Consider the following 21,230-nt stretch of genomic DNA (forward strand, 5'->3'; position numbering starts at 1 on the left):
AAAGACCAACGCGAGCGCCCCGGCTTCGACGCGTCGACCGAACGCTCCGCACGAGGTTCGCTCACTTTATGATCGTGATCTGCCTTTCACTTATTGTGCTCGCTTTCATCATCGCCTGTCCGCTGACGGGGGTGATGCGGAAAGTCGGCGTGAAGTTGGGGCAGATGGACGCACCGGGCGAGCGGAAGCTGCATACGACGCCGATTCCGGCGACGGGGGGCGTGGCGGTGTTCTGGGGCGTGGTCGGGCCGATCGTGGCGGGGTTGGTGCTGGTGCATGTCGTGCCGATCGGCGTATGGGACGAAATCGCGCCCGCGCTGGTCAAACATCTGCCGGGAATCGGGAATCGCACGATGATGGCGGGCGCGCTGGTGGCCTGTCTGGCCGTGCTGCACATCACGGGCCTTGTCGACGACCGCAAGAATCTCGGGCCGTTCCTCAAGCTCGGCATTCAGGCCGGCGCGGCGGCGACGATGGCGATCTTTTTCGACGTCCGCCTGCTCGAACTGCTCGGCCCGGTGCCCAGCATTCTCGCCACCATCGTCTGGCTCATCGTCATCACCAACGCCTTCAATTTCCTGGACAACATGGACGGCCTGTCCGCCGGCGTGGCTACGATCTGCGCCGCCATCCTGCTCGCCGCCGCGCTCATCAGCGGGCAGTGGTTCGTCGCCGCCGTGCTGGCGCTGCTCATCGGGGCGCTGCTGGGCTTCCTCGTGTTCAACTTCCCGCCGGCGAAGATCTTCATGGGCGACGGCGGGTCGCTCGTCGTCGGTTTCCTCATGGGCATCAGCGCCGTGCGCGTCACGTATTATGACCCGCAGCTCGGCTCGGCGTGGTGGGCGGTGTTCACGCCGGCGATCGTGCTGGCGATTCCGCTCTACGACTTCCTTTCCGTCACGATCCTCCGCATCGCGCAGGGCAAGAGCCCCTTCGTCGGCGACACGCAGCACTTTTCCCATCGACTCGTCCGCAAGGGCCTGACGCGGCCGGCCGCTGTGATGGTCGTCTGGGCGTGCACGCTGGCGACGGGACTCGGCGGCGTGATGATCGGGCGCGTGGCGTCATGGCAAGCGGCGCTGATCGTCGCGCAGACCGCCGCGATCCTGCTCGTGCTCGCCCTGCTTGAACGCACGGGAAACAAGCCATGACCGACGCCCCCCCCGCCGCCGCCGAGGCGCCCGCTTCGCCCGACCGCCTGCCGTGGCTCGGGCTGGTCGCAACGGTCGGCCTCATCTGCCTGGCGGCGGTGCACTGCATCGTCATGTTCAGCCCGCAAACGGATTGGATGACGGACCCGCGACTGCAATCGGAATTGAGCGTCGAAGTCGGGCCGACGGGCGCGGCGATCTGCGACCTGCTCGCCGTGCTGTTGCTCGCGCTCACGCTGGTCAGTCATGTGTGGCGCGGTCATCGTCTGCGCTGCACGCTGGTCGCGCTCTGGATCGTCGGCGTCGTGTTCGCCCTGTTACAGGGCTCGCACGACGCCGAGTCGCTGCGCATCGCCGGGAACTGGATCGGCGCGACGGCGTTGGGCCTCGCCGCGATGCATCTTGCCGCCAATGCGTTGCTTCGCCGGCTGATGTTCGCGGCGATGATCGGTCTGACGCTTCCGCTGGCCGGCGAAGCGCTCTATCAGGTCACCGTCGAGCATGCCCAGACCGTCGAGGACTATCAGCAGCACAAGGACATATACCTGCGCGAGCGCGGATGGGCCGAGGGCTCCAGCGAGCAGCGGCAATACGAAGAGCGGCTCAATCAGCTTGAGGCCACGGGCCGCTTCGGGTTCTCCAACGTGTTCGGGTCGGTGATGGCCGCCCTGACGCTGCTCGGGGCGGGAGCGTCATTCGCCTTGCTGAAGCGTGATCGCAAATCGCCGGCCGGTTATCTCATCGCCGGCGCGGCCCTGCTCGGGGGCGTGACGCTGATGCTCACCTTCTCCAAGGGCGCTATCCTCGCGCTGATCGTCGCCTCGGCGGCGGCGCTGGGGTTGGGGACACGATGGATAAAGATCGCGCCGTGGATATGGGGCGCGATGGCGGTCGGTGTGGTGCTGCTGGGGATCGTGGCGGTGATCGGGCGCGGCGCGATCGGGCCGCCCGAGTCGGCGAGCGGCGAGCGGTCGCTGCTGTTCCGCTATCACTATTGGCAGGGCGCGGGCCGCATGATCGTCGATCATCCCGTGCGCGGCGTCGGGCCGGGCGATTTTCAGGACGCCTACGTCATCGACAAGAACCCCATCAGCCCCGAAGACGTCACCGACCCGCACAATGTGTTCGTCGCGTGGATCGCCACGCTGGGCGTCGGCGGATGGGCCTGGTCGCTGATGCTGCTGTGGATGCTCGCTTACATGGGCGCCGCGGCGTCGAAGTCGATCGCGCCCGAGCCGACCGGCGAGACGGCCAAGCACGTGCTGATCTACGCCGCCGTCGGGGCGGGGGTGCTCGCCTTCGGGTCGCAGTACGCGGTCGAGTGGATGCGCTATTGGATCGACACCTCGCTGCTGTGGGCGGCGACGATGGTCGGGTTCATCGCGGTGACCGCCGGTCTGAGCACGCGCGACTGTCTCGACACGCCGCTCGCCCGGCTTGGCCTCTTCGCCGGCGCGCTGGCGATGGCGCTGCACAGCCAGATCGAAATGACGCTCACGAACACAATGGCCGCGCCGACGATGTTCGCCCTGCTGGGCCTCGCCGCCGCGCCGGTCGATTCCGCGCCCGGCGCTGCGCGTCGGCGAACCGCCGGGATCATCGCCATCGCCGGCGTTGCCGTGCTGGCGGCCGTCGCGAGCATCGCCACCGTGCCGCTGATCGTCAACCAGTCGCATCTGCACGAGGCGGCTCAGATGCTCCGCACCGGCGCCAAATACAATCGGCTCGACCGCTATCGCCCGATGGTCATCGCGGAATTGCAATCCCCGCTGGTTTATCCGCCTGATGCACGCCGCGCGATCGACATCAGCGACCTGGAACTGGAGACGGCCATCGATGCCCATCAGGCGGGCGATGCAAAATCGCGCGACGCCGCCCTGAAGCGCGCCGTCGATGTGCTCACGCAGGCGATGGCGATCGGACAGATGGCCTCGCAGCTCCATCGCCACATCGCGCTGATTCATCATCAGGCATGGCGCATGACCGGCGATGCGGGCGAACTGGCCAAAGCCATCGACGCGGCGAAGCGGATGCTGAGCGTCGATCCCTACAACATCAGCGGCCATCTGCTGGCGGGCGATCTGGCGTGGGCGGCCAACGACAAGACCGACGCGGCGGCGCAGTACCGGCGGGCCATCGAACTCAGCGACGGCTTGTACCTCGATCCGAAGCGCCAGATCACCGCGGAGCAGCGCAAGGTTCTGGAGGAACGGATTCGTCATCTCGACGGGGGTTGACAAGAGCGGGGCACGCCGCGAGCGGCTTCGCTAAACGGGACGAGCGCGCTTCACGTCGCGCGATGGTTCGGCTACGATGTGCGCATGATTGTCGATACCCACACGCACCTGTGGCAGAGCGTCGATCAGCTCGGCCCGCAGATCAGCGCCAAGCTGCGTCAGCGCTTTCCCGTGCCCAACGAGCGGCTCGACGCCGGAACCGCCGCGCATGAAGCGGCGATGGCCCCGGTCAATGTCGCCTTCGTCCTCGGGTTCCGCAGCGTGCTCCTCGAAGCGGACGTCCCCCCTTCGCTCATCAGCCATTACGTCAACACGCAGCGCGACAAGCTGATCGGTTTCGCGGGCATCGACCCGCTCGACCCGGCCTGGTCCGATCAGATGGATCAACTGGGCGCGCTGAAGCTCAGCGGGATCGTCATCAGTCCCGCCGCCCAGGGCTTTCACCCCACCCACAGCCGGGCGATGAAGCTTTACGACCGCGCTCAGTCATTGGGGCTTCCGATCATCGTGCATCAGGGCAGCTTCTACACGCGCGACACGCGCATGGAGTACGCCCAGCCGTATCTGCTCGACGAAGTCGCGCGGAGTTTTCCGCAGCTTCGCCTGCTCATCGCGCACTGCGGGCATCCGTGGACGGACCAGGCGCTGGCGCTGGTGGGCAAACATCGGTACGTATACGCGGAAGTGTCGGATGTGGCGGCCCGGCCGTGGCAGCTTTATCAGGTGCTCCTGCAGGCGCATCAGATGGACGTCATCGACCGCGTGCTGTTCGGCTCCGACTTTCCGCAGCAGTCGCCGCAACAGGTCGTCGAGACGATTTACTCGATCAACCAGTTCGCACAGGGCACGGCCCTGCCGGCCGTGCCGCGTGAGAAGCTGCGGGCGATCGTGGAGCGTGATGCGTTGAGTTTGCTCGGCCTGAAGCGCGGCGCGGCGTCGGAGTCATCGGCTTCGACGACGATGCCGCCGATCACCACGGCCACCGGTCCCCGCCCCGGCGTCACGGCGGCGTCCAATTCGAATCGCGAGGCGGGTGCATGAAACTGTCGATCGGCCGGGTGTGTGTGATCGTTCTGCTGGCGGGCATGCTCACCGGCTGCGCCGGCGGCGGGAAGCTGGCCGTCCGCTCCAGTCTCGAACCGCGCACCGAGATCGCCGGCAATTTCACGACGGGCGTCTACGCCCTCGACGACAAAAACAACCTCGACGTCTTGCTCATCGAAGGCGACCCGGCCAGTCCGACGCAGGCGGTGCACGTCCGCATGTACTGGCGCCCCCGCGCCGGCCGCACGCCCATCGACGAACGCTCCACCAACGCCACCATCAACTACATCATCTTCAACGGCGACGCCGCCGGCGTGTACAGCGGCGCGGGCTTCCTCTTCCCCAACAACAAGCCCGGCGGCGGAACCTTCCGCGCCTCCGTGCGCGACACGTCCGTCCGGCTCCTGGACGCCAGCGAAAAGTTCGATGACAAACTCGGCATCGCCGTCGCCACCGGCTCGCTGACCGCCAAGCGCGACGACGTGGCGACGCATGACCTTCTGCGCAAGATTCAAATCCTGCTGCGCCAGAAGCTCGGCTACCCGCGGTTTGTGATGAAGTGATTGAAGGCCCCGCCCCGCTCAAGCGCGGCGGGCCGCTCAGTCAGTCGTGCAGATCGCCGGTGTCCGTTTCGCCCAGGTCGTGCACCCGCTTGGATGCTTCAGGCGTCGCGAGCACTTTCCACACGCACCATATAAAGAGCGTCGTGACGAATCCGACGGAGAGAATCATGATGAGCCAGCCACCGGGAGTCATGAGTTGGTCTCCTTAGCTGCGGCCTCGGCCTTGTCCCACCGCCGTACGGATCGCGCCACGAGAATCACGAAAAAAATCAGCAGCACGCCGATGAAGCCGACGCTCAGGCCCGCCGCATAGTTGGAAGTTACGTCGTGTATCGCCCCCCCGGCGGACTGATAGGTCCATGCGGCAAAGACAACCAGCAAATAGACCGGCGAAATATACTTGATCAGCGGCATGATCAGCCGTGGCACGCGAATCTCCGAGCCGCGGCTCAGTTCCTCATAGCCCTTCTCAATGCCCATCACCCATCCAAACAGGAATACCTCGATCGTCGCCAGTACGTACAGACTGAATGAGCCGACCCAGAAGTCAATCGTTTCGAGCGCGACTCGACCTTTGGAAAAATAGACCACGAAGCCCGACCCGATCGCAGTGATGATGCCGAGGAGCGCGACGGACGCTTTGCGTTCGATACCGAGCCCTTCTTCAAAAAGCGCGATGGCGGGCTGAAGCATCGACAGCGAACTGGTCACGGCGGCGAGGAAGAGCAGAAAGAAGAAGACCACGCCGATGAACTGACCCATCGGCATCGTGGCGAAGATGAGCGGCAAAGTATTGAACCCGAGGCCGAACGTTCCTCCGGTCGTGCCGGCGGCGCCGAGGAAGACGAACGCGGCGGGGATCGTAATGAGCCCGCCCAGCGCGACTTCGCAGAACTCGTTGCCCGCGCAACTCGTCAGGGATGACAGTGCGATGTCGTCGTCTTTCTTGAGATAGCTGGCGTAACAGGCGATGATGCCGAAGCCGACGGAGAGCGAGAAGAAGATCTGCCCCGCCGCTTCGAGCCACATTTTGGCGTTGAGGAGCGATTCGAGGAACGTCTTGTTGCGCACGCCGACGATCGTCGCGCCGCCGGTTTCGTTGACCGTCAGAATGAGGCGTGAATCAGGGTTGGCATATTCGTGCTCACCATGCGTACCCCAGCCCGTGTCCGCGAGCGCGGCGGTCAGAAGATCCCGCCGTTCGAGCGACCAACCGGCCCGTTCGGCGATGTGTTCGGGCGTGGTCGAAGGATCAAATTTCGGCGCGGGCTCGGCGGGCGTGCCATTCTCCGACTTCGGAGCCGGATGCAGCGCTTCGTCGTAGGACTTGATCAGTGCTTCAAGCCCCTTGTCCGCCGGGGCAAGCCAGGACGCTTCGACGGTCGGATTCCACATATAGCCAAGGCCGTTGGCGACGCTACGGTCGGGATGTTCGGGGTTGGGCGTGCCGAGCGTGAGCACACGGACAAGGACGATCAGCGCACAGACGATCAGGGCCGGCATCGCCCATCGGCAGAACCATTCGATGCCTTTACTGAGCCCGCGGTAGATCAGAAAAAAGTTGAGCGTGAAGCAGATGAGCAGATAGAAGAAGGCCGAGTGAAGGAATCCGCCGGCGTAAGTGAAGGCGGAACCATCGGCAAGTTTACCGACGAAGTCGTCGAACACCGCGCCATATTTTGCCGGGTCAGTGCCGAGGTTCATCTCGCCCGTGGCGAAGCGCACCGCGTACCCGAGGCACCATGCTTCGATGTACACGTAATACATGTAGATCGCCACGGGGATCAGCACGGCGAACGCCCCCAGATATGGCGCGACGCGATTCTTCGGCCAGACGGCGCGGAAGATGCCCGGCAGCGAATTGAACCCCTTGCGCCCCCCGTAGCGGCCGAGCGTCCATTCCGCCCAGGCAATGGGCAGACCCAGCAAAAGCAGCGCGATGAAGTACGGGATCATGAACGCCCCGCCTTCGTATTGGGCCGCCTTGCCGGGAAAGCGCAGGAAATTGCCCAGTCCGACCGCGCTGCCGGTCACCGCCAGGATGACGCCGATGCGTGATCCCCATGCTTCCTTGCTGCCGCCGTTGTCGCTCATGTCGGTCCCCAAGTCGTGTTTCGCTGCCACGATACACGGTCAGGCCCAAAAAACAAGGTTTCCCATCGCATCGCATCGGCCCTCCGCCCGCACTTCGATATCTTTTTCACAATATTGCCGAAGTTCCCCCCGCCCGTTAGAGTCAGACGTATCAGTTCATTTGTGTGTGCGTTGGCCCAGGTGTGCCGGCCAATATGGGTGACCGAACACGCGACTCAACTCGAAAGGATTCTCCCATGCCCATGGTCAGCGAAGTGCTCACCGGCAAGCCCTCGGTTGTGTACACGGTGCGCCCGAACATGACGGTGCTCGCCGCGACGCAGCTCATGAACCGGCACAAGATCGGGGCGGTGGTCGTTGAGGACGACAATCAGGTCGTCGGCATGTTCACGGAGCGCGATGTCCTCCGCCGCGTCGTCGCCGAGCAGCGCGACCCCGCGCAAACCACCGTGCGGCAGGTCATGACCGACAAGGTCGTCTGCTGCACGCCCGACAACCCCGTCGACGACGTCCGCGCCATCATGCGCAATCAGCGCATCCGCCATCTGCCCGTCGTCAACGAGGACGGGTCCATTCACGCCATGCTCTCGATCGGCGACCTCAACGCCTTCGCCATTCGCGACGGCGAAGTCACCATTCAGTACATGCATGAATACCTCTACGGCCGCGTCTGACCGACCGCCGCCGCGCATCGCTCAACAAGCCCTCGACGCACCCGCTCAACGGTGGGGGCGAAGCGGCGCGTGAAAAACACGTCGCCGCTTCGCCATTTTCATTCCGGTCACGCGCTCTTCAACTCCGCGAGCTTCTCCGCCGCCTTCGCGGCGTGTCCCTTCGCGCTGACCTTCCGCCAGCGATGGGCGATGCGGCCCTTGGGGTCGATGATCACGGTGGAACGGATCACGCCCATCGAAATCCTGCCGTACATGTTCTTCTCGCCCCACGCCTGGTACTTTTCCATCACCTTGTGATCTTCATCGCTCAAGAGCGTGATCTTGAGCTTGTGCTTGGCGATGAACTTGCGATGCGACTCGGGGCTGTCGGCCGAGCAGCCGAGCACGCGGGCGTCGAGCTTCTGGAAATCCTTGATTCCCTCGGTGAATTCGCACGCCTGCACCGTGCAGCCGGGCGTGTCGTCCTTGGGGTAGAAATAGAGCACGACCCATTGACCGGCCAGATCGCTGAGTTTGATCTTGTTGCCGTCCTGATCGGGCAGCGTGAACGCGGGCGCTTTGTCGCCGATGTCGAGCATAGCATGTCACTCCTGGTCTGTGGGCGGTTTCGCCGCGGGCCTGAGCTGCTCATCCCGCAGCCGGAGCGCCATCTTGTCCCGATCGCTGCTGTCAATCAAGTGCCTGGCGTGCGTGGTTGTGTTCGCCGCCGTCGCCGCCGGGCAGATCCAGCGGATCGCCGCCTCGGATGACACGATCACGATCACGCTCGCCGGCCCGGCGGATCGCGATGTGCAATTGCTGGCCGCACCCGTCACGGACGCCGCCGCGGGCCAGGTCATCTGGGCAGGTCGTCTCGGCGCCGCGCCGATCACGACGCCTCGCCGCGCCGCCCCCGAGACGCCGGATCGTCTGTTCATGCGGTTCACGCTCATCGACGCCGCCGCTGCTCAGCCCATCGGGGCGCCGCATTTTGTGACGGATCTTTCCAGCTTGTCGCGGCACCAGACGCCGTTCATCGAGTCGACGTCGATCAAAGGGCTTCAGTGCATCGTCGACATCGATGACGCCGCCGCGCTGGGCGTTCAGCACGCCGCGGTGAACGTCGATCTCGGGTCTCTTTACGATCACTCCGGCCGGTCCGACACGATGGTCCCTATCGATGGCCAGTCCGTGCCGATCAACATGGCGGCGGTCGCCCGACTCGATGCGCAAGTCGCCCGCATGACGCAGTTCAACATGCGCGTCACGCTGATTCTGCTCAACTATCTGCCGCGGCAGGCCGACCCGAACAATCCGACGATTCACCCGCGCACCGATCCCGCCGCCGCGCCCAATCGCATCGGGGCCTTCAATACCGTCACACCCCGCGGCGCCGCCGTCTTCCGTGGCGTCGTCGGATTCCTCGCCGATCGCTACACGCAGCCGGATCGGGCGCACGGGCTCATCGACGGTTTCATCATCGGCAATGAAGTGCAGTCGCACTGGCAATGGTGCAACATGGGCCTCGTCGAGCCAGACGACTTCATCGCCGACTACGCCCGCACGCTGCGCCTCGTCGATCTGGCGGCCCGAAGCGTGCATCCCGATCTGCGCGTCTACATCTCGCTCGACCACAATTGGACCCGCATGAACGACCCCGACGCGCCGCAGCGATGCATGAGCGGGCGCTATTTCGTCGATCATCTGCGCGACCGGATCGCCGGCGAGGGCGACTTTCCGTGGGCCATCGCGTTTCACCCGTACCCGGAAGACCTGACGAATCCTCGGACGTGGAACGATCGGTCGGCGGCGCTTCGCTTCGACACGCCGCGCATCACGTTTCGCAACATCGAGGTGTTGCCCGCTTATTTCCGTCAGCCGCGGATGCTCTATGATGGCCAGCCCCGCCGCATCATTCTCAGTGAGCAGGGACTCAACTGCCTCGATGCTCCCGATGGCGAAAAGCTTCAAGCCGCCGGTTTCGCCTATGCCTGGTATCGCATCAGCCGCACGCCCGGCATCGATGCGTTCATCTACCATCGCCATGCCGATTACGTCGGAGAAGGCGTGCGACTGGGCCTGCGCGAAAATGTGCCCGGCACCGTGTCCGCCCCCGGCAAGGCCCGGCTGATCTACGATGTTTTCCGCGCCGCCGATACGCCCCGCTGGTGCGCCGCCTTCGACTTCGCCCTGCCGATCATCGGCATCGATGACTGGTCGAAGATCGACCCCGTGCCCTTCGATCGGATCGCGCCATGAAAAAACCCGCTCGGCGATCGAGCGGGTCGTGAGCATCGGATTCGGCGGCGAGGTTACTTCTGAAGCTCTTCGAGCTTGGCCTTGACCTCTTCCATGTGACCCTTGGGGTTCACCTTCGGCCAGTGATACGCCACCACGCCGTCGGGGTTGATCAGCACGGTCGAACGCACGGTGTGACCGCTCACCGATCCGCCGTACGGCTCCATGACCTTGCGGTCCGGATCGCTCAGCAGCGTGAACTTGAGCTTGTACTTCTCGATGAACTTGCGATGCGACTCGGGCGAGTCGGGGCTGCATCCGAGCACGACGGCCTTGAGGCCTTCGAGGTCCTTGATCCCGTCGGTGAACCCGCACGCTTCAGTAGTGCAGCCGGGCGTGTCGTCCTTCGGATAGAAGTAGAGCACGACCCACTTGCCCGCGTAGTCGGACAAGCTCGTCTCCTTGTCATCCTGATTGGGCAGCGTGAAGGCCGGGGCCTTCTCGCCGACCTTGATCTGCATCTGGGCCGCCAGCGCCAGCGCGCCGACAAATCCCATCGCCAGACACACACACGCCAGTTGATACAATCTGATCCGCATGAGCCAGTCTCCAGAAAAAGTTTCAGGTGCGGGTCCGACATTATATCTCATCGATGGCCACGCGCAGATTTTCCGCGCCTACCACGCCATCCGCGGCGGACTCAACTCCCCCGTCACCGGCGAACCCACCAACGCCACCTTCGGCTTCGTCGGCATGCTCCTGAAGCTTTTCCGCGATTGTCACCCCGATTACGTGGTCGTCGCCATCGACGCCTCCGGCGATCAGGGCACGTTCCGCTCCCAGCTTGACCCGCAGTACAAGGCCAATCGCGACGCCCCGCCGGAGGACCTGGAGCCGCAGGTCCAGCGCATCGTCGAAATCTGTCAGCTCTGGCGCATCCCCGTGCTGGGCATCGAAGGCGTGGAGGCCGACGACACGATCGCCACGCTCGTGACCCGCCTCACCGCCGATCCGAATCTGCGCATCCGCATCGTCTCGCGCGACAAGGACCTTCAGCAGCTTCTTTCCGATCGCGTCTCGCTCTATGACATTCACAAGGACGAGACGATCGACGTGGCGGCGCTTCATGCAAACCTCGGCATCGCGCCCGCACAGGTCATCGACATGCTCGCCCTCATGGGCGACAACGTCGATAACATCCCCGGTGTCCACGGCGTCGGACCCAAGACCGCCGCCAAACTCATCAGCCAGTACGGCTCGCTCAACAACCTCCTCGCCCATACCGACGACCTCTCCGGCAAACTCAAGGAGAACATCGAAGCCGCACGCGACCGCCTGCCCCTCAACATCGAGCTTGTCACGCTCAAGCACGATGTCCCCGTGGACTTCAGTCTCGAAGACGCCCGCGTCGGCCCCCCGCCCGTCGATGTCCTCCGCCCCATGTTCAAACAACTGGGCTTCACGCGTCACATCACTGAACTCGAAGCCGCTTGCGGCTTAGCATCTTCTCCTCCCGCCGCGCCCGTCAAAACCACGCCGCAAAAACCCGCCGCCGAAATCCTCCCCGCCGACAATCTCTTCGCCGCGCTGCACAACGAAGAGCACACACCGTCCACCCCCAAAACGCTCGCCCATTACGATCTGATCGCCACGCGCGAGCAGCTTGATGAACTCGTCGCCACGCTCAAGACCGTCCAAACGCTCAGCGTCGACACCGAAACCGATCAGCTCGATCCGATGCGCGCCAAGATGGTCGGCGTGTGCCTTTCATGGGCGAATGAACAGGGCGTGTACATCCCCGTCCGCTCCGCCAATCCGTCCGAACATCTGGACGAGCCCACCGTCATCGCGGCGATCAAGCCCATTCTCGAAGACCCCGCGATCGAGAAGGTCGGACAGAACCTCAAGTACGACATGATCGTCCTGCGCCGGGCGGGCGTGCGGCTCAACATGGCCAAAAGCTTCGACACCATCGTCGCCAGCTACCTCATCGACGCCACGCGCTCGTCGCACAAACTCGACAACCTCGCCCTGGCGTTTCTCAACTACACGATGATCCCCATCACCGACCTGATCGGTTCTGGGAAGCATCAGCGATCGATGGTCGATCTGCCCGCGTCCACCGTCTGCCCCTACGGCGCGGAGGATGCCGACATCGCCCTGCGTCTGCGCCAGTTGTTCGCCCGGCAGATCAAGATCATGGGCATCACGGAATTGTTTGAGAAGCTGGAGATGCCGCTCGTCGAAGTGCTGGCGGAGCTCGAATACAACGGGATTCAGTGCGACCCCGATGAGCTGGCGCGTCAGAAGGTCACGGTCGATGAGCGCATCGCGGAACTGCACGATCAGATTCTCAAAACGGCGGGCGTCGACTTTAATCCCGATTCGCCCAAGCAGCTTGCCGATGTGCTTTTCAACAAGCTCGGATGCAAGGTCGTCAAGCGTCGCAAGACGGGGCCTTCGACGGACAGCGAGGTGCTGGCCCGCATCGCCGACGAGCAGCCGCCGCCGGGGTCGGTCGTGGCGGAACTCATCCTCGAATACCGCATGCTCACGAAACTGCGCGGGACGTATTTGCAGTCTCTCGCCGATGCGATCAATCCGCAGACACATCGGATTCACGCGAGTTTCAATCAGGTCGTCGCCGCCACGGGCCGGTTGTCGAGCAGCGATCCGAATCTGCAGAACATTCCGATCCGCACGGACCTGGGCCGGCAGATTCGCAAGGCCTTCGTCGCGCCGCCGGGGTCGGTGCTTCTCGCGGCCGACTACTCGCAGATCGAATTGCGCCTGCTGGCGCATCTCTCGCAGGACCGGACGTTGATCAGTGCCTTTGAGAATGACATGGACATTCACAAGGTCGTCGCCGCCGAAGTGTTCGGCGTCCCGGTCGAAGAAGTCACCAGCGAGCAGCGCGGCGTGGCGAAGATGGTCAACTTCGGCATCGTCTACGGCATCACGCCCTTCGGTCTCGCCCGCCGTCTCCCCGCCGGCACGGCGGGATCAAGCGTCGACGTCGCCAAGAAGATCATTCACGACTACAAGAACCGCTACCCCAAGATCAACCAGTTCCTCGCCGACTGCGTCGCGGAGGCGGAACTGAAGGGGTATGTCGAAACCATCTGCAAGCGCCGCCGTCCGATCCCCGAAGTGAAATCGAACAACCCGAACCTCGCCGCGTTCGGACGGCGCATCGCGATCAACACGGTCGTGCAGGGTTCCGCGGCGGACCTGATCAAGATGGCGATGGTGAATCTGCATCAGCGCATCGAACGCGAGCATCGCCCGCTGAAAATGCTCGTGCAAATCCACGATGAAGTCCTCTTCCAACTCGACGGCCCGGACGCGCCCGGACATGCGGCGATGGTATCAGAGGAGATGTCCAACGCCATGAAGTTGATCGTCCCGCTGAAAGTGCAGACGGCATGGGGCCCGACATGGTTTGACTGCAAGTGAGACTGCGATGAATGTTCTTCTCCTTGGCGCCGGCTGTTCAAAAAGCTACAGCGCCTCCCCCACCGGTGTCCGGATGCCGCTGGCGCGTGATTTTTTCCAGACGTACAACCGACTCAAAATCTCCGAGAATCCGTGGGTTCTTGTCGGCAATATTCTCAATGTCGCGCATGCGCGGCTGGGCATTGAGCCGATTGATTTTGTCCATGCGGATTTCGATATTGAAGAATTTCATTCCATGATTGAGCAGACGATGCTGCAATTATTGGAGATGCCCCGCGAATCGATGACGCCCGAACTTCATGAGAATCTCTACGAACACTGGAAGGCCTACTCTGAACTGATCTTTCTTTTCGCGAGTGTCATCAATGAGATTCAGAACGGCCCGATTTCCGAAACGCACATGCGTCTGGCGCGATGTGTTCAGGAAGGTGATCGGATCATCACATTCAACTGGGACACGCTCATGGATCGCGCACTGGCCGAGGTTCATCGGTGGTGCGTTGATACCGGCTATGGCGTGACGCCGCGCGGCGTCTTTCGCAACGGATGGGTGAGTCCGGCATGCGAACACCTTGGTGACATTCCTATTCTCAAGCTTCATGGATCCTCGAATTGGATCACCAGCGCGCCCACGAACGACCAAAACGGCGCGATCACGCTCACGCAGCGTGCCGACCCGAGCACGTTCTATGTCTACGAATGCTCCGATCAGCCGTATGCGACCTATGACGGGCGCTACATGCCCGGATACGAGCCGTATTCGTATGGATATTATCCGCCGAACATCATGGGCGATCCCGGCAAACCGGCGCGCGAGGGTTATGTATTCGTGCGTGCCAAGCCGCGATTTCCCTGGATGCCGCGCGGCACAGCGGATGCTCGCGGCCTGACATCCATGCCGTTGATCATTCCGCCGGTCAAGCAAAAACAATATGCATTATTCGGCTCGCTCTTTGAGCAACTGTGGCGCCTTGCCGAAACGGCGCTGACGCGATGCGACCGGCTGATCATCATCGGCTATTCATTTCCGAGAACCGATCTGCGCAGCAATGAGCTGATCATGCAGGCATTTTTGAAACGACATGCTCCGCCGCAAATCGTGATCGTCGATCCAAAACCCGACGACGTGGCCCATCTGTTCACACACGTTTTCGGCGCCCCCGCTTCGAATGTCCGTACGTTCCGAGAATACTGGTCGGAGACATCTGATCCGACCCGCCTGTTCGCATGACATTCGGGCGGCGGCATCGGTCCGCTGTTGTGCGGTGCGCGTCCAAATGAAAAGCGGGGTGACTGAAGTCACCCCGCCTTGAAGATCGAATCGTGATGCGATCAGTCTTCGCGGTGCGCTTCGTGGCAGCCCTTGCAGTCAATCGCCGTCTTGAGCGCTTCGCTGGGCTTGCCGGGGGCGGCGGAGGCGAGCGCGGTCTGCACGGCGGCGACGCGCTTCTTCCAGTCGGCGACGTCGCCCTTGGGCGGCTTCATGTCGGCCATCGCCTTGTACGCCGCGGTGAGCGTGGCGAGTTCCTCGGCCGATGCCTCGCCCTTGACCGCACGGGCGGCGACGGAGGTCTTGCCCTTGTGCAGCTTCTTCATGATGTTCTCCATCGACATCTTGCCGTCTTCGGCGTGCACCATACCGACAATGCACAACAGCCCGACGACCGCCATAAGCGAACGCAGCATACGAAAACTCCTTGCGGCAATATTCCGGTTTCGCGCCGGTGCGAGGCGGACGCTCCGCCTCATGATTGCACCTGCGATCACGGAGACATTATTCCACGCCATCCGTCTCAAAGGCAAGTGCTAAGCCGCAAGCGGCTTCATTTGTCCTGCGGCTTGCCGTACTCGGGCGGGAGGAACTGGAGCTTGTCCCATGGAAAGCCCTTGAGGATGAAATAAATGGGCGTGTCGCCGAACAGGGCCGGGTACGGATCGGGCTGCCCGATCTGCGTGTATGCCAGAGCGTTATTGGCACGCAGACTGATCGACCCGGCCTTGTCCCAGACGACGAAGCCGTACTGCTGGGCGGCCTTGGCGATGATTTTGCCCATCGGGTGCATCGGCAGCGCATCGACGTCGATGCTCGGGTCGAGCCGAAAACGCGTGCCCTCGGCGATGCGGTTGGGGACGTTGTCGGGGTTGTAGCCGTCGGACCGGTTGGCAGGCCAGGGGTGAATCTTCCATGTCTCGGTGTCGACGAGCGCGATGCCCATGACGTGCCTTATCTCGCCGCGGGCGAGTTCCTCGGGCGTGATCTGTCCGCCCATGAAAGGCAGTCCCGTCGCCGTCGTGCCGTGCGGATGTTTCCAGATGCCGTCGCTCTTGGAGACGTGCTCCATCCGCCCGCCCCATGCCGCCTGCCACTTCCCCTCGATCTTCCGCGCCTTCCAGAATTCCCACATCGTGTCCGTCGACGGCTGATAGATTGTCATCTCCATGTCCGTCCCCGCCGACGGCAGTGCGTAATCGGGAATCGGCACCGCCGCCCACTGTTCGATCAGCGCCTTGTCGATGTATCCATTGTTCTGCGCGTCCCACTGCTCAACGCGCACCGTCTTCACCTCCGGCCCGACGATGTACACCGGACTGCAATACTCTTTGATGTTGATCGTCGTCGTGCCGTAATACTTTTTGATCTGGCGAAGAATGTCAGCCGTGTACGCATCGGACTTGGGGTCGATCGGCGCGTCCTTGGGAAGCGGTTGATACCAGAAGCTGCCGGCGTCAAAGACGCGCTCGGGCACTTCCTGCGAGGGAATTTTCGCCACATCGCCGCGCACGACGGTCAACATGGCGATGATCAAAACCATCGAGAAAACGGCTGATATTTTCAACATGGCGGTTGCTCCGAAGGTTGATGTTCACCAGCCGTCCGTGCGGAACGGCGAGGCGGGCAGGCCTTCTATATTGTAGAGGTTCGCGCCTTCGGGGTTCATCGAATAGGCGTAGCGCACCGCGACGGGTTTGGCGACCTGATCGGACCAGACGAGGACGCTCGAACCGTCGATCTTCGCATTGGCCCAGACCCACTTCTTGTCCTCGCCGGCGATGGCGAAGCGCTTGAGCTGGCCGTCCGTGATTTCCTTGGTCGGTTCCAGGCCGTGTTTTTCGCCGACGATCAGACCGGCGCCGACGTGGTCGAAGTCGATGCGGATTTTGCCCTCTTCGATTTTCATCGATCGATACAGCGGGCCGCTGACGACGACGTCCTTCTTGTACACGTCGCGCAGGGCCCATCGTGCGAGCCGATCGCCGACGTCCTGTTTGTCCTTGGGGTGGATGTCGTTGGCTTCACCGATGTCGATGATGACGGCCATGCCGGTGTTGGGCAGCGTAAGCGTCTGTCGCTGGGCCTCCCGGATGCGTGCCCATCCGTCGCCGCCGGCGGGGTAGTCGACCGGCTGCTGAAAGTTGGCGAGCTGCACGAAATAGAAATACTGCGGGAAGTCGGCGGGCTGCTCGAAGACGGTGCGCCATCCCTCGATGAGCGCCTTCATCTTGTAGAAATATTCAACGCCTTCGGAGCCATTGGATTCGCCCTGATACCAGAGCGCGCCTCGGACGCCGAAGGGAACCAGCGGGGCGACCATGCCGTTGTAGATCGTAGTGGGCGAACCGTAATTGAGGTACAAATCGCCGGGCTTTGCGGGCATTTCGGGAATGCCCCGGCCGGCGGCAAGCTGCGTGCGGGCCTGCGGAAGCCAGGCATCGAGCTGGCTGAAGTACGTCGCCCATGCCGCCTTGCCCGCGTCGGCGTTCGGATCGAATTGATCGACGAACTTGGCCTGCTCGGCCAGCTCGGACACGGCGTGATACCCGACGGGCGGGATCCACGGCTCGATGCGCGTCCCGCCCCAGTTGGTGCCGATGAGCCCGATGGGCACGCCGGTTTCCTTCTGAATCTTGCGACCGAAGAAGAAGCCCGCCGCCGAGAACCCGCCGGTCGTCTGCGGCGTACACAGACGCCATTGACCATTGCACTGCCGGCGCGGTGCCGGGGCGATCTCGTGTCCCCACACATCGAAGATACGGATCATCGGCAGATCGGCCGATGCGACCTCCTGCTGACCGTTGATCGATCCGCCGGTGCCGAACTCCATGTTCGACTGCCCCGAGCAGATCCACACATCGCCGACGAGGATGTCCTTGATGATCTTCTTGTCCTTGCCTTCGATCTCCATCTCGCGCGGCTCGCTCGACGCCTCCATCGCATCAAGCTGCACTTTCCATGCGCCGAACGGGTCAGCCGTCGCCTGTTTCGTCTGACCGGCGAAGCGCACCGTCACCGTCTCGCCGGGCGAGGCCCAACCCCAGATCGGCGTCGTCCGGCCGCGTTGGAGCATCATGTGGTCGCTGATGACGGTCGGCAGCGTGATCTGGGCATGCAGCACCGATGGCACGAACAACGCGCACAACATCGCGATCAGAACTCGACGGCTTCGCATACGTCACCTCATGGAAATGGGGAGGAAACCGCATGATTATGGCCCGTTTTGCGCGATCTGTCTATACTGGCCCAACCGCCGAACAATTGTCTCCGCAATCGAATGAGGTGCCGACATGGTGCGAATCCAAGGCGTGATGCTGTGGGCGATGATGTTCGCGATGCTCGGCAGCGGCGCGGTCCGGGCGGACGATCCGGGCAACTACAAGCCGATGCCCTGGCACCTGATCGATCTGTGGTGGGACCTGGGGCGGGACCAGAAATTTGAAAGCTATTCGATTGATGTGCAGATCACCGGCAAACTCGATCCGGACATCCGCATGTACATCGCGCCGATCGGATTGGGCCAATTTGACGAACAGAAATTCTACGGCGGGATGCAGACGCTGCTCGGCCGGGCGCATCGCAAAACGGACATGAACAAGTGGTTCGACAAGCTGGGCACGGGCGCGATCTTCAGCCGATGGGGCACGCGCGATCTGGCGGCGACACGCACGGCAGACGACGGCGTGTGCGAACAGGCGGGATACGAAGGCGACTTCGTCTCCGTGCGCCGGCCGATCAGATGGGGCGTCGGCAAGTACACCTACCAGCTTGTCCGCATGGACCACGAACAGATCGACGGCAAGACCTACACATGGGTCGGCTGCTTCATCACCGATCACCAGACGCAGGAGCATGCCTACATCGGCGGGCTCCGCTTCGAAGGCGAAGACCTGAAGCTCGACCGGAAGATCGCCTCGTTCATCGAAATCTACGGCGCGGCGATCGACCCGGATCGCATTCCCGTTTTGAGCGTGACCTTCTCGAACATCATGGTCAACGGCGAACCCTACGAGCCGCGCAACTGCACGGCGATTTACCCCGACGGCGTCCCCGATTACGCCGACGCAAAGGTCGGCGAAAAGCAGGCGGTCATCATCGACCTGGGCCACAAGTTTGACCGTAAACGCCGGTCCGACAAGCTGTTTTGATAATTTCGGGATGTCAGGTCAAATCCTGATCGACTTTTTTCGGCCCCGAATGCACAATCGGGCTCTGATTGTGTCATAAACCTATGGACCGCGCCGGTTTGTTGTGGCGCCGAGGCGTAGCGACATATGGAGATCACGTCCGGACGTGATGGACGCAGGAACATCGGGAAAGGAATGAGTCATGAGCGACGGCGTGCAAGGCCAAGTCGGACGGTATGGGAAAATCTCAATTGCTGGCGCGTGCGTGATGACGATGGCGATGGGCCTGAACATGGCCCATGCGGCGTCGGTCGCCACGGACAACTTTGAAAGCTATTCGGCGGGCAGTCAGCTCGCCGGGCTCAACGGCGGCACGGGGTTCAGTGCCGCGTGGAGCGTCCCGTCGATTCCGGCGGCGAACATCACCATCGTCAATCAATCGCTCAGTTACCTCGGCGGCAGCATCGGCGCCACCGGGGGAACGAAGGCGGTGCAACTGACCAACTCCAACTCGACGGCCGAAGTCGCCTTCACGCGCAATCTCACCACCGCCCAATCCGGCACCGTCTACTACAGCTTCCTCTACCGCACCTCGGGTCTGTCCAACAGCGCCGTCGGCGACGAGTTCTTTCAGACCGGCCTCAACAACGCGGCGTCGAATCCGAACATCAGCGCCGTCGACAACGTCAGCGGCGGACAACGACAGGACGCCATCCGTGCCGGCACCAGCGGCGGCGTCCAATCCGGCATCCCGCTCGTCAATGACGTGACCTACCTCATCGTCGTCAAAGCTCAAAAGACCGGCTCCAACTACGACAAACTTACACTCTACGTCAATCCCACCAATATCACCGAGTCCTACAACACCAGCACGGTGACCACTTCCAGCAGCGGCATCAGTTCGATCACCGACTTCGTGACGCGCAAAGCCCGACTCTCTTCCGGCGACACGTTCATTCTCGACAACATCGCCGTGGGCACGACATTCGCCGACGTCATCAGCCGGTCCACCCCCCTGCTCTCCGAAGATTTCAACGGCACCGTCGGCACGCAGCCGACCGGCTTCACCGCCTTCACCAGCGGCGCCGGCATGGTCAGCGCCATCGCCACCGCGACCGAATACGAACAGAAGAACAACAGCGGCACCAACGCCGCGGTCGCCAGCTACAGCGTCCTCAATGACATCGACAAGGGCGCATGGCGCGACGTGACGGTCGAAACCAACACGCGCTATTCCGGCGCCGGGACCAATGACAACGGCCTGATCCTCCGCGCCCGCGGCATCAGCAGCACCAGCAGCGGCGACTACTACCAGGTCCGCATGAACAACAACGTGCTCGAACTGGTCCGCTACAACAACGGCGTGGCGACGGTCGTGGGCGGATCCGGCACGATCAGCGGCATTTCCAGCGGTGCGACGAGCAATCGCCTGTTGCGCGTGACGATCGAGAATGTCTCGGATGCGGGGACGGACAACGTCCGCGTCCGCGCCAATCTGTACAGCGGCACGACCGACGCGTCGGGCATCACCGCGTCGTTCGACCTGCTCGACACTTCCGCCAACGCCATCACTCGGGCCGGCGGCGTCGGCTACCGGACCGACAACTCCGCCAGCGGGACCCGCGCGACATTCGATAGTCTCCGGGCCTACAACGAAAACCCGCACCTGCTCTTTTACGACGACTACTACGACAATCAGGCCATCCGGTACGCCGGTTTCAACAGCGGCGCGATGAGTCAGGCCGTGACCGGTCAGCAGTACACGTTCACCAGTTCCAGCGCCGCCGGCCTGGAGGTCGGCATCGCCAGCGTGGACTTTGACAGCTTCACGAGCACGACCGACTGGACCAACGTGATGGTCACCAGCGTCGTACGGTTCAGCAACAACGAAATCGCCGCCGGCCTCATCGCCCGCGAAACGGGCACGAGCACCAGCGCCAACGGTTCGTGGTACACGTTCCGCATCGACCGCGACTCGGGCAAGGCGGAAGTCGGACGACAGACCGGGGCGGGCGGATTCGGACTGCTCGATTCGACGACGATCGGCCTGGGCGCGATTCCGTTCGATACCGACATCTACCTCAAGTTCGTCACGCAGAACCTCGGCGGGAACGTCCAGCTTGTCGCCGTCGCTTCGCTCAACGCCGACTTCAGCAACGCGTTCTACACGAAGACGATTCTCGACACCGATGTGAATCGCATCCTCGGCCCCGGTTCGGCCGGCATGCGCGTGTTCACGCGCGACGACGTCGGCACCGTCACCTTCGACAACTTCACCGTCATCGCCGTCCCGACCCCCGGCACGTGCGCGATGCTCGGCGTGGGGCTCGTCACCCTGCTCCGCCGCCGCGCCCGCTCTACCCGCTAGAGCCACACCCGCCAGGCAGCACGAAC

16 protein-coding genes are annotated in these 21,230 nt (G+C 62.9%); 10 read left to right on the plus strand and 6 right to left on the minus strand.

Going from position 1 to position 21,230, the window contains the following annotated elements; translation table 11 throughout:
• The first annotated feature begins 68 nt into the window (after positions 1-68).
• The 4 genes from GC162_03245 to GC162_03260 all read left to right on the plus strand — a co-directional run bounded on the left by GC162_03245 (position 69) and on the right by GC162_03260 (position 4,995).
• Positions 69-1,151, plus strand: a complete 1,083-nt coding sequence (locus GC162_03245; GenBank protein MBI1367649.1) for a hypothetical protein — start codon at positions 69-71, stop codon at positions 1,149-1,151.
• The gene (locus GC162_03250) at positions 1,148-3,388 is read left to right on the plus strand and encodes a hypothetical protein (GenBank protein MBI1367650.1); all 2,241 of its coding nucleotides are present in this window, start codon (positions 1,148-1,150) and stop codon (positions 3,386-3,388) included. The genes GC162_03245 and GC162_03250 overlap by 4 nt, the downstream gene beginning before the upstream one ends.
• An 84-nt stretch (positions 3,389-3,472) precedes the next feature.
• Entirely contained in the window at positions 3,473-4,429 is a 957-nt protein-coding gene (locus GC162_03255; GenBank protein MBI1367651.1) for an amidohydrolase family protein, read from the plus strand.
• Positions 4,426-4,995, plus strand: a complete 570-nt coding sequence (locus GC162_03260; GenBank protein ID MBI1367652.1) for a hypothetical protein — start codon at positions 4,426-4,428, stop codon at positions 4,993-4,995. The genes GC162_03255 and GC162_03260 overlap by 4 nt, the downstream gene beginning before the upstream one ends.
• A gap of 189 nt (positions 4,996-5,184) precedes the next feature.
• Here GC162_03260 and GC162_03265 read toward each other — a convergent pair whose 3' ends face one another.
• Positions 5,185-6,390, minus strand: a complete 1,206-nt coding sequence (locus tag GC162_03265) for a hypothetical protein (protein ID MBI1367653.1) — start codon at positions 6,388-6,390, stop codon at positions 5,185-5,187.
• A gap of 893 nt (positions 6,391-7,283) precedes the next feature.
• Between GC162_03265 and GC162_03270 the strand changes: the two genes are divergently transcribed.
• The gene (locus tag GC162_03270; GenBank protein ID MBI1367654.1) at positions 7,284-7,763 is read left to right on the plus strand and encodes a CBS domain-containing protein; all 480 of its coding nucleotides are present in this window, start codon (positions 7,284-7,286) and stop codon (positions 7,761-7,763) included.
• Between the two features lie 107 nt (positions 7,764-7,870).
• Here GC162_03270 and GC162_03275 read toward each other — a convergent pair whose 3' ends face one another.
• Positions 7,871-8,341: a thioredoxin-dependent thiol peroxidase gene (locus GC162_03275; GenBank protein MBI1367655.1), complete on the minus strand. Its 471-nt coding sequence runs from the start codon at positions 8,339-8,341 to the stop codon at positions 7,871-7,873.
• Between the two features lie 73 nt (positions 8,342-8,414).
• On the opposite strand from GC162_03275, the gene GC162_03280 reads away from it, so the two are divergent.
• Entirely contained in the window at positions 8,415-10,001 is a 1,587-nt protein-coding gene (locus GC162_03280) for a hypothetical protein (GenBank protein ID MBI1367656.1), read from the plus strand.
• 53 nt (positions 10,002-10,054) lie between these two features.
• On the opposite strand, the gene GC162_03285 is transcribed toward GC162_03280, so the two are convergent.
• On the minus strand, positions 10,055-10,501 hold the full coding sequence (locus tag GC162_03285; protein ID MBI1367657.1) for a redoxin domain-containing protein: 447 nt from the start codon (positions 10,499-10,501) through the stop codon (positions 10,055-10,057).
• 76 nt (positions 10,502-10,577) lie between these two features.
• Between GC162_03285 and polA the strand changes: the two genes are divergently transcribed.
• Together polA and GC162_03295 are read left to right on the plus strand one after the other, a co-directional pair.
• Positions 10,578-13,436, plus strand: coding sequence for a DNA polymerase I (gene polA / locus GC162_03290; protein MBI1367658.1), 2,859 nt, complete (start codon positions 10,578-10,580; stop codon positions 13,434-13,436).
• A gap of 7 nt (positions 13,437-13,443) precedes the next feature.
• Positions 13,444-14,667: a hypothetical protein gene (locus GC162_03295; protein ID MBI1367659.1), complete on the plus strand. Its 1,224-nt coding sequence runs from the start codon at positions 13,444-13,446 to the stop codon at positions 14,665-14,667.
• A 101-nt stretch (positions 14,668-14,768) separates the two neighbouring features.
• Here the strand turns inward: GC162_03295 and GC162_03300 are convergent, their stop codons facing one another.
• The 3 genes from GC162_03300 to GC162_03310 all read right to left on the minus strand — a co-directional run bounded on the left by GC162_03300 (position 14,769) and on the right by GC162_03310 (position 17,884).
• Entirely contained in the window at positions 14,769-15,122 is a 354-nt protein-coding gene (locus GC162_03300; protein MBI1367660.1) for a hypothetical protein, read from the minus strand.
• A 137-nt stretch (positions 15,123-15,259) separates the two neighbouring features.
• Entirely contained in the window at positions 15,260-16,249 is a 990-nt protein-coding gene (locus GC162_03305; GenBank protein MBI1367661.1) for a DUF4124 domain-containing protein, read from the minus strand.
• Between the two features lie 51 nt (positions 16,250-16,300).
• A complete protein-coding gene (locus GC162_03310; protein MBI1367662.1) occupies positions 16,301-17,884 on the minus strand; it encodes a sialate O-acetylesterase in 1,584 nt (527 codons plus the stop codon).
• 115 nt (positions 17,885-17,999) lie between these two features.
• On the opposite strand from GC162_03310, the gene GC162_03315 reads away from it, so the two are divergent.
• Both GC162_03315 and GC162_03320 read left to right on the plus strand, forming a co-directional pair.
• Positions 18,000-18,857 carry a hypothetical protein gene (locus GC162_03315; protein ID MBI1367663.1) on the plus strand — a complete coding sequence of 286 codons (858 nt, stop codon included), beginning with the start codon at positions 18,000-18,002 and terminating at the stop codon, positions 18,855-18,857.
• Between the two features lie 181 nt (positions 18,858-19,038).
• Positions 19,039-21,204 carry a hypothetical protein gene (locus GC162_03320; GenBank protein ID MBI1367664.1) on the plus strand — a complete coding sequence of 722 codons (2,166 nt, stop codon included), beginning with the start codon at positions 19,039-19,041 and terminating at the stop codon, positions 21,202-21,204.
• Positions 21,205-21,230 lie beyond the last annotated feature (26 nt).

The organism is Planctomycetota bacterium, from assembly GCA_016125255.1.
Classification (GTDB): domain Bacteria; phylum Planctomycetota; class Phycisphaerae; order Phycisphaerales; family Zrk34; genus RI-421.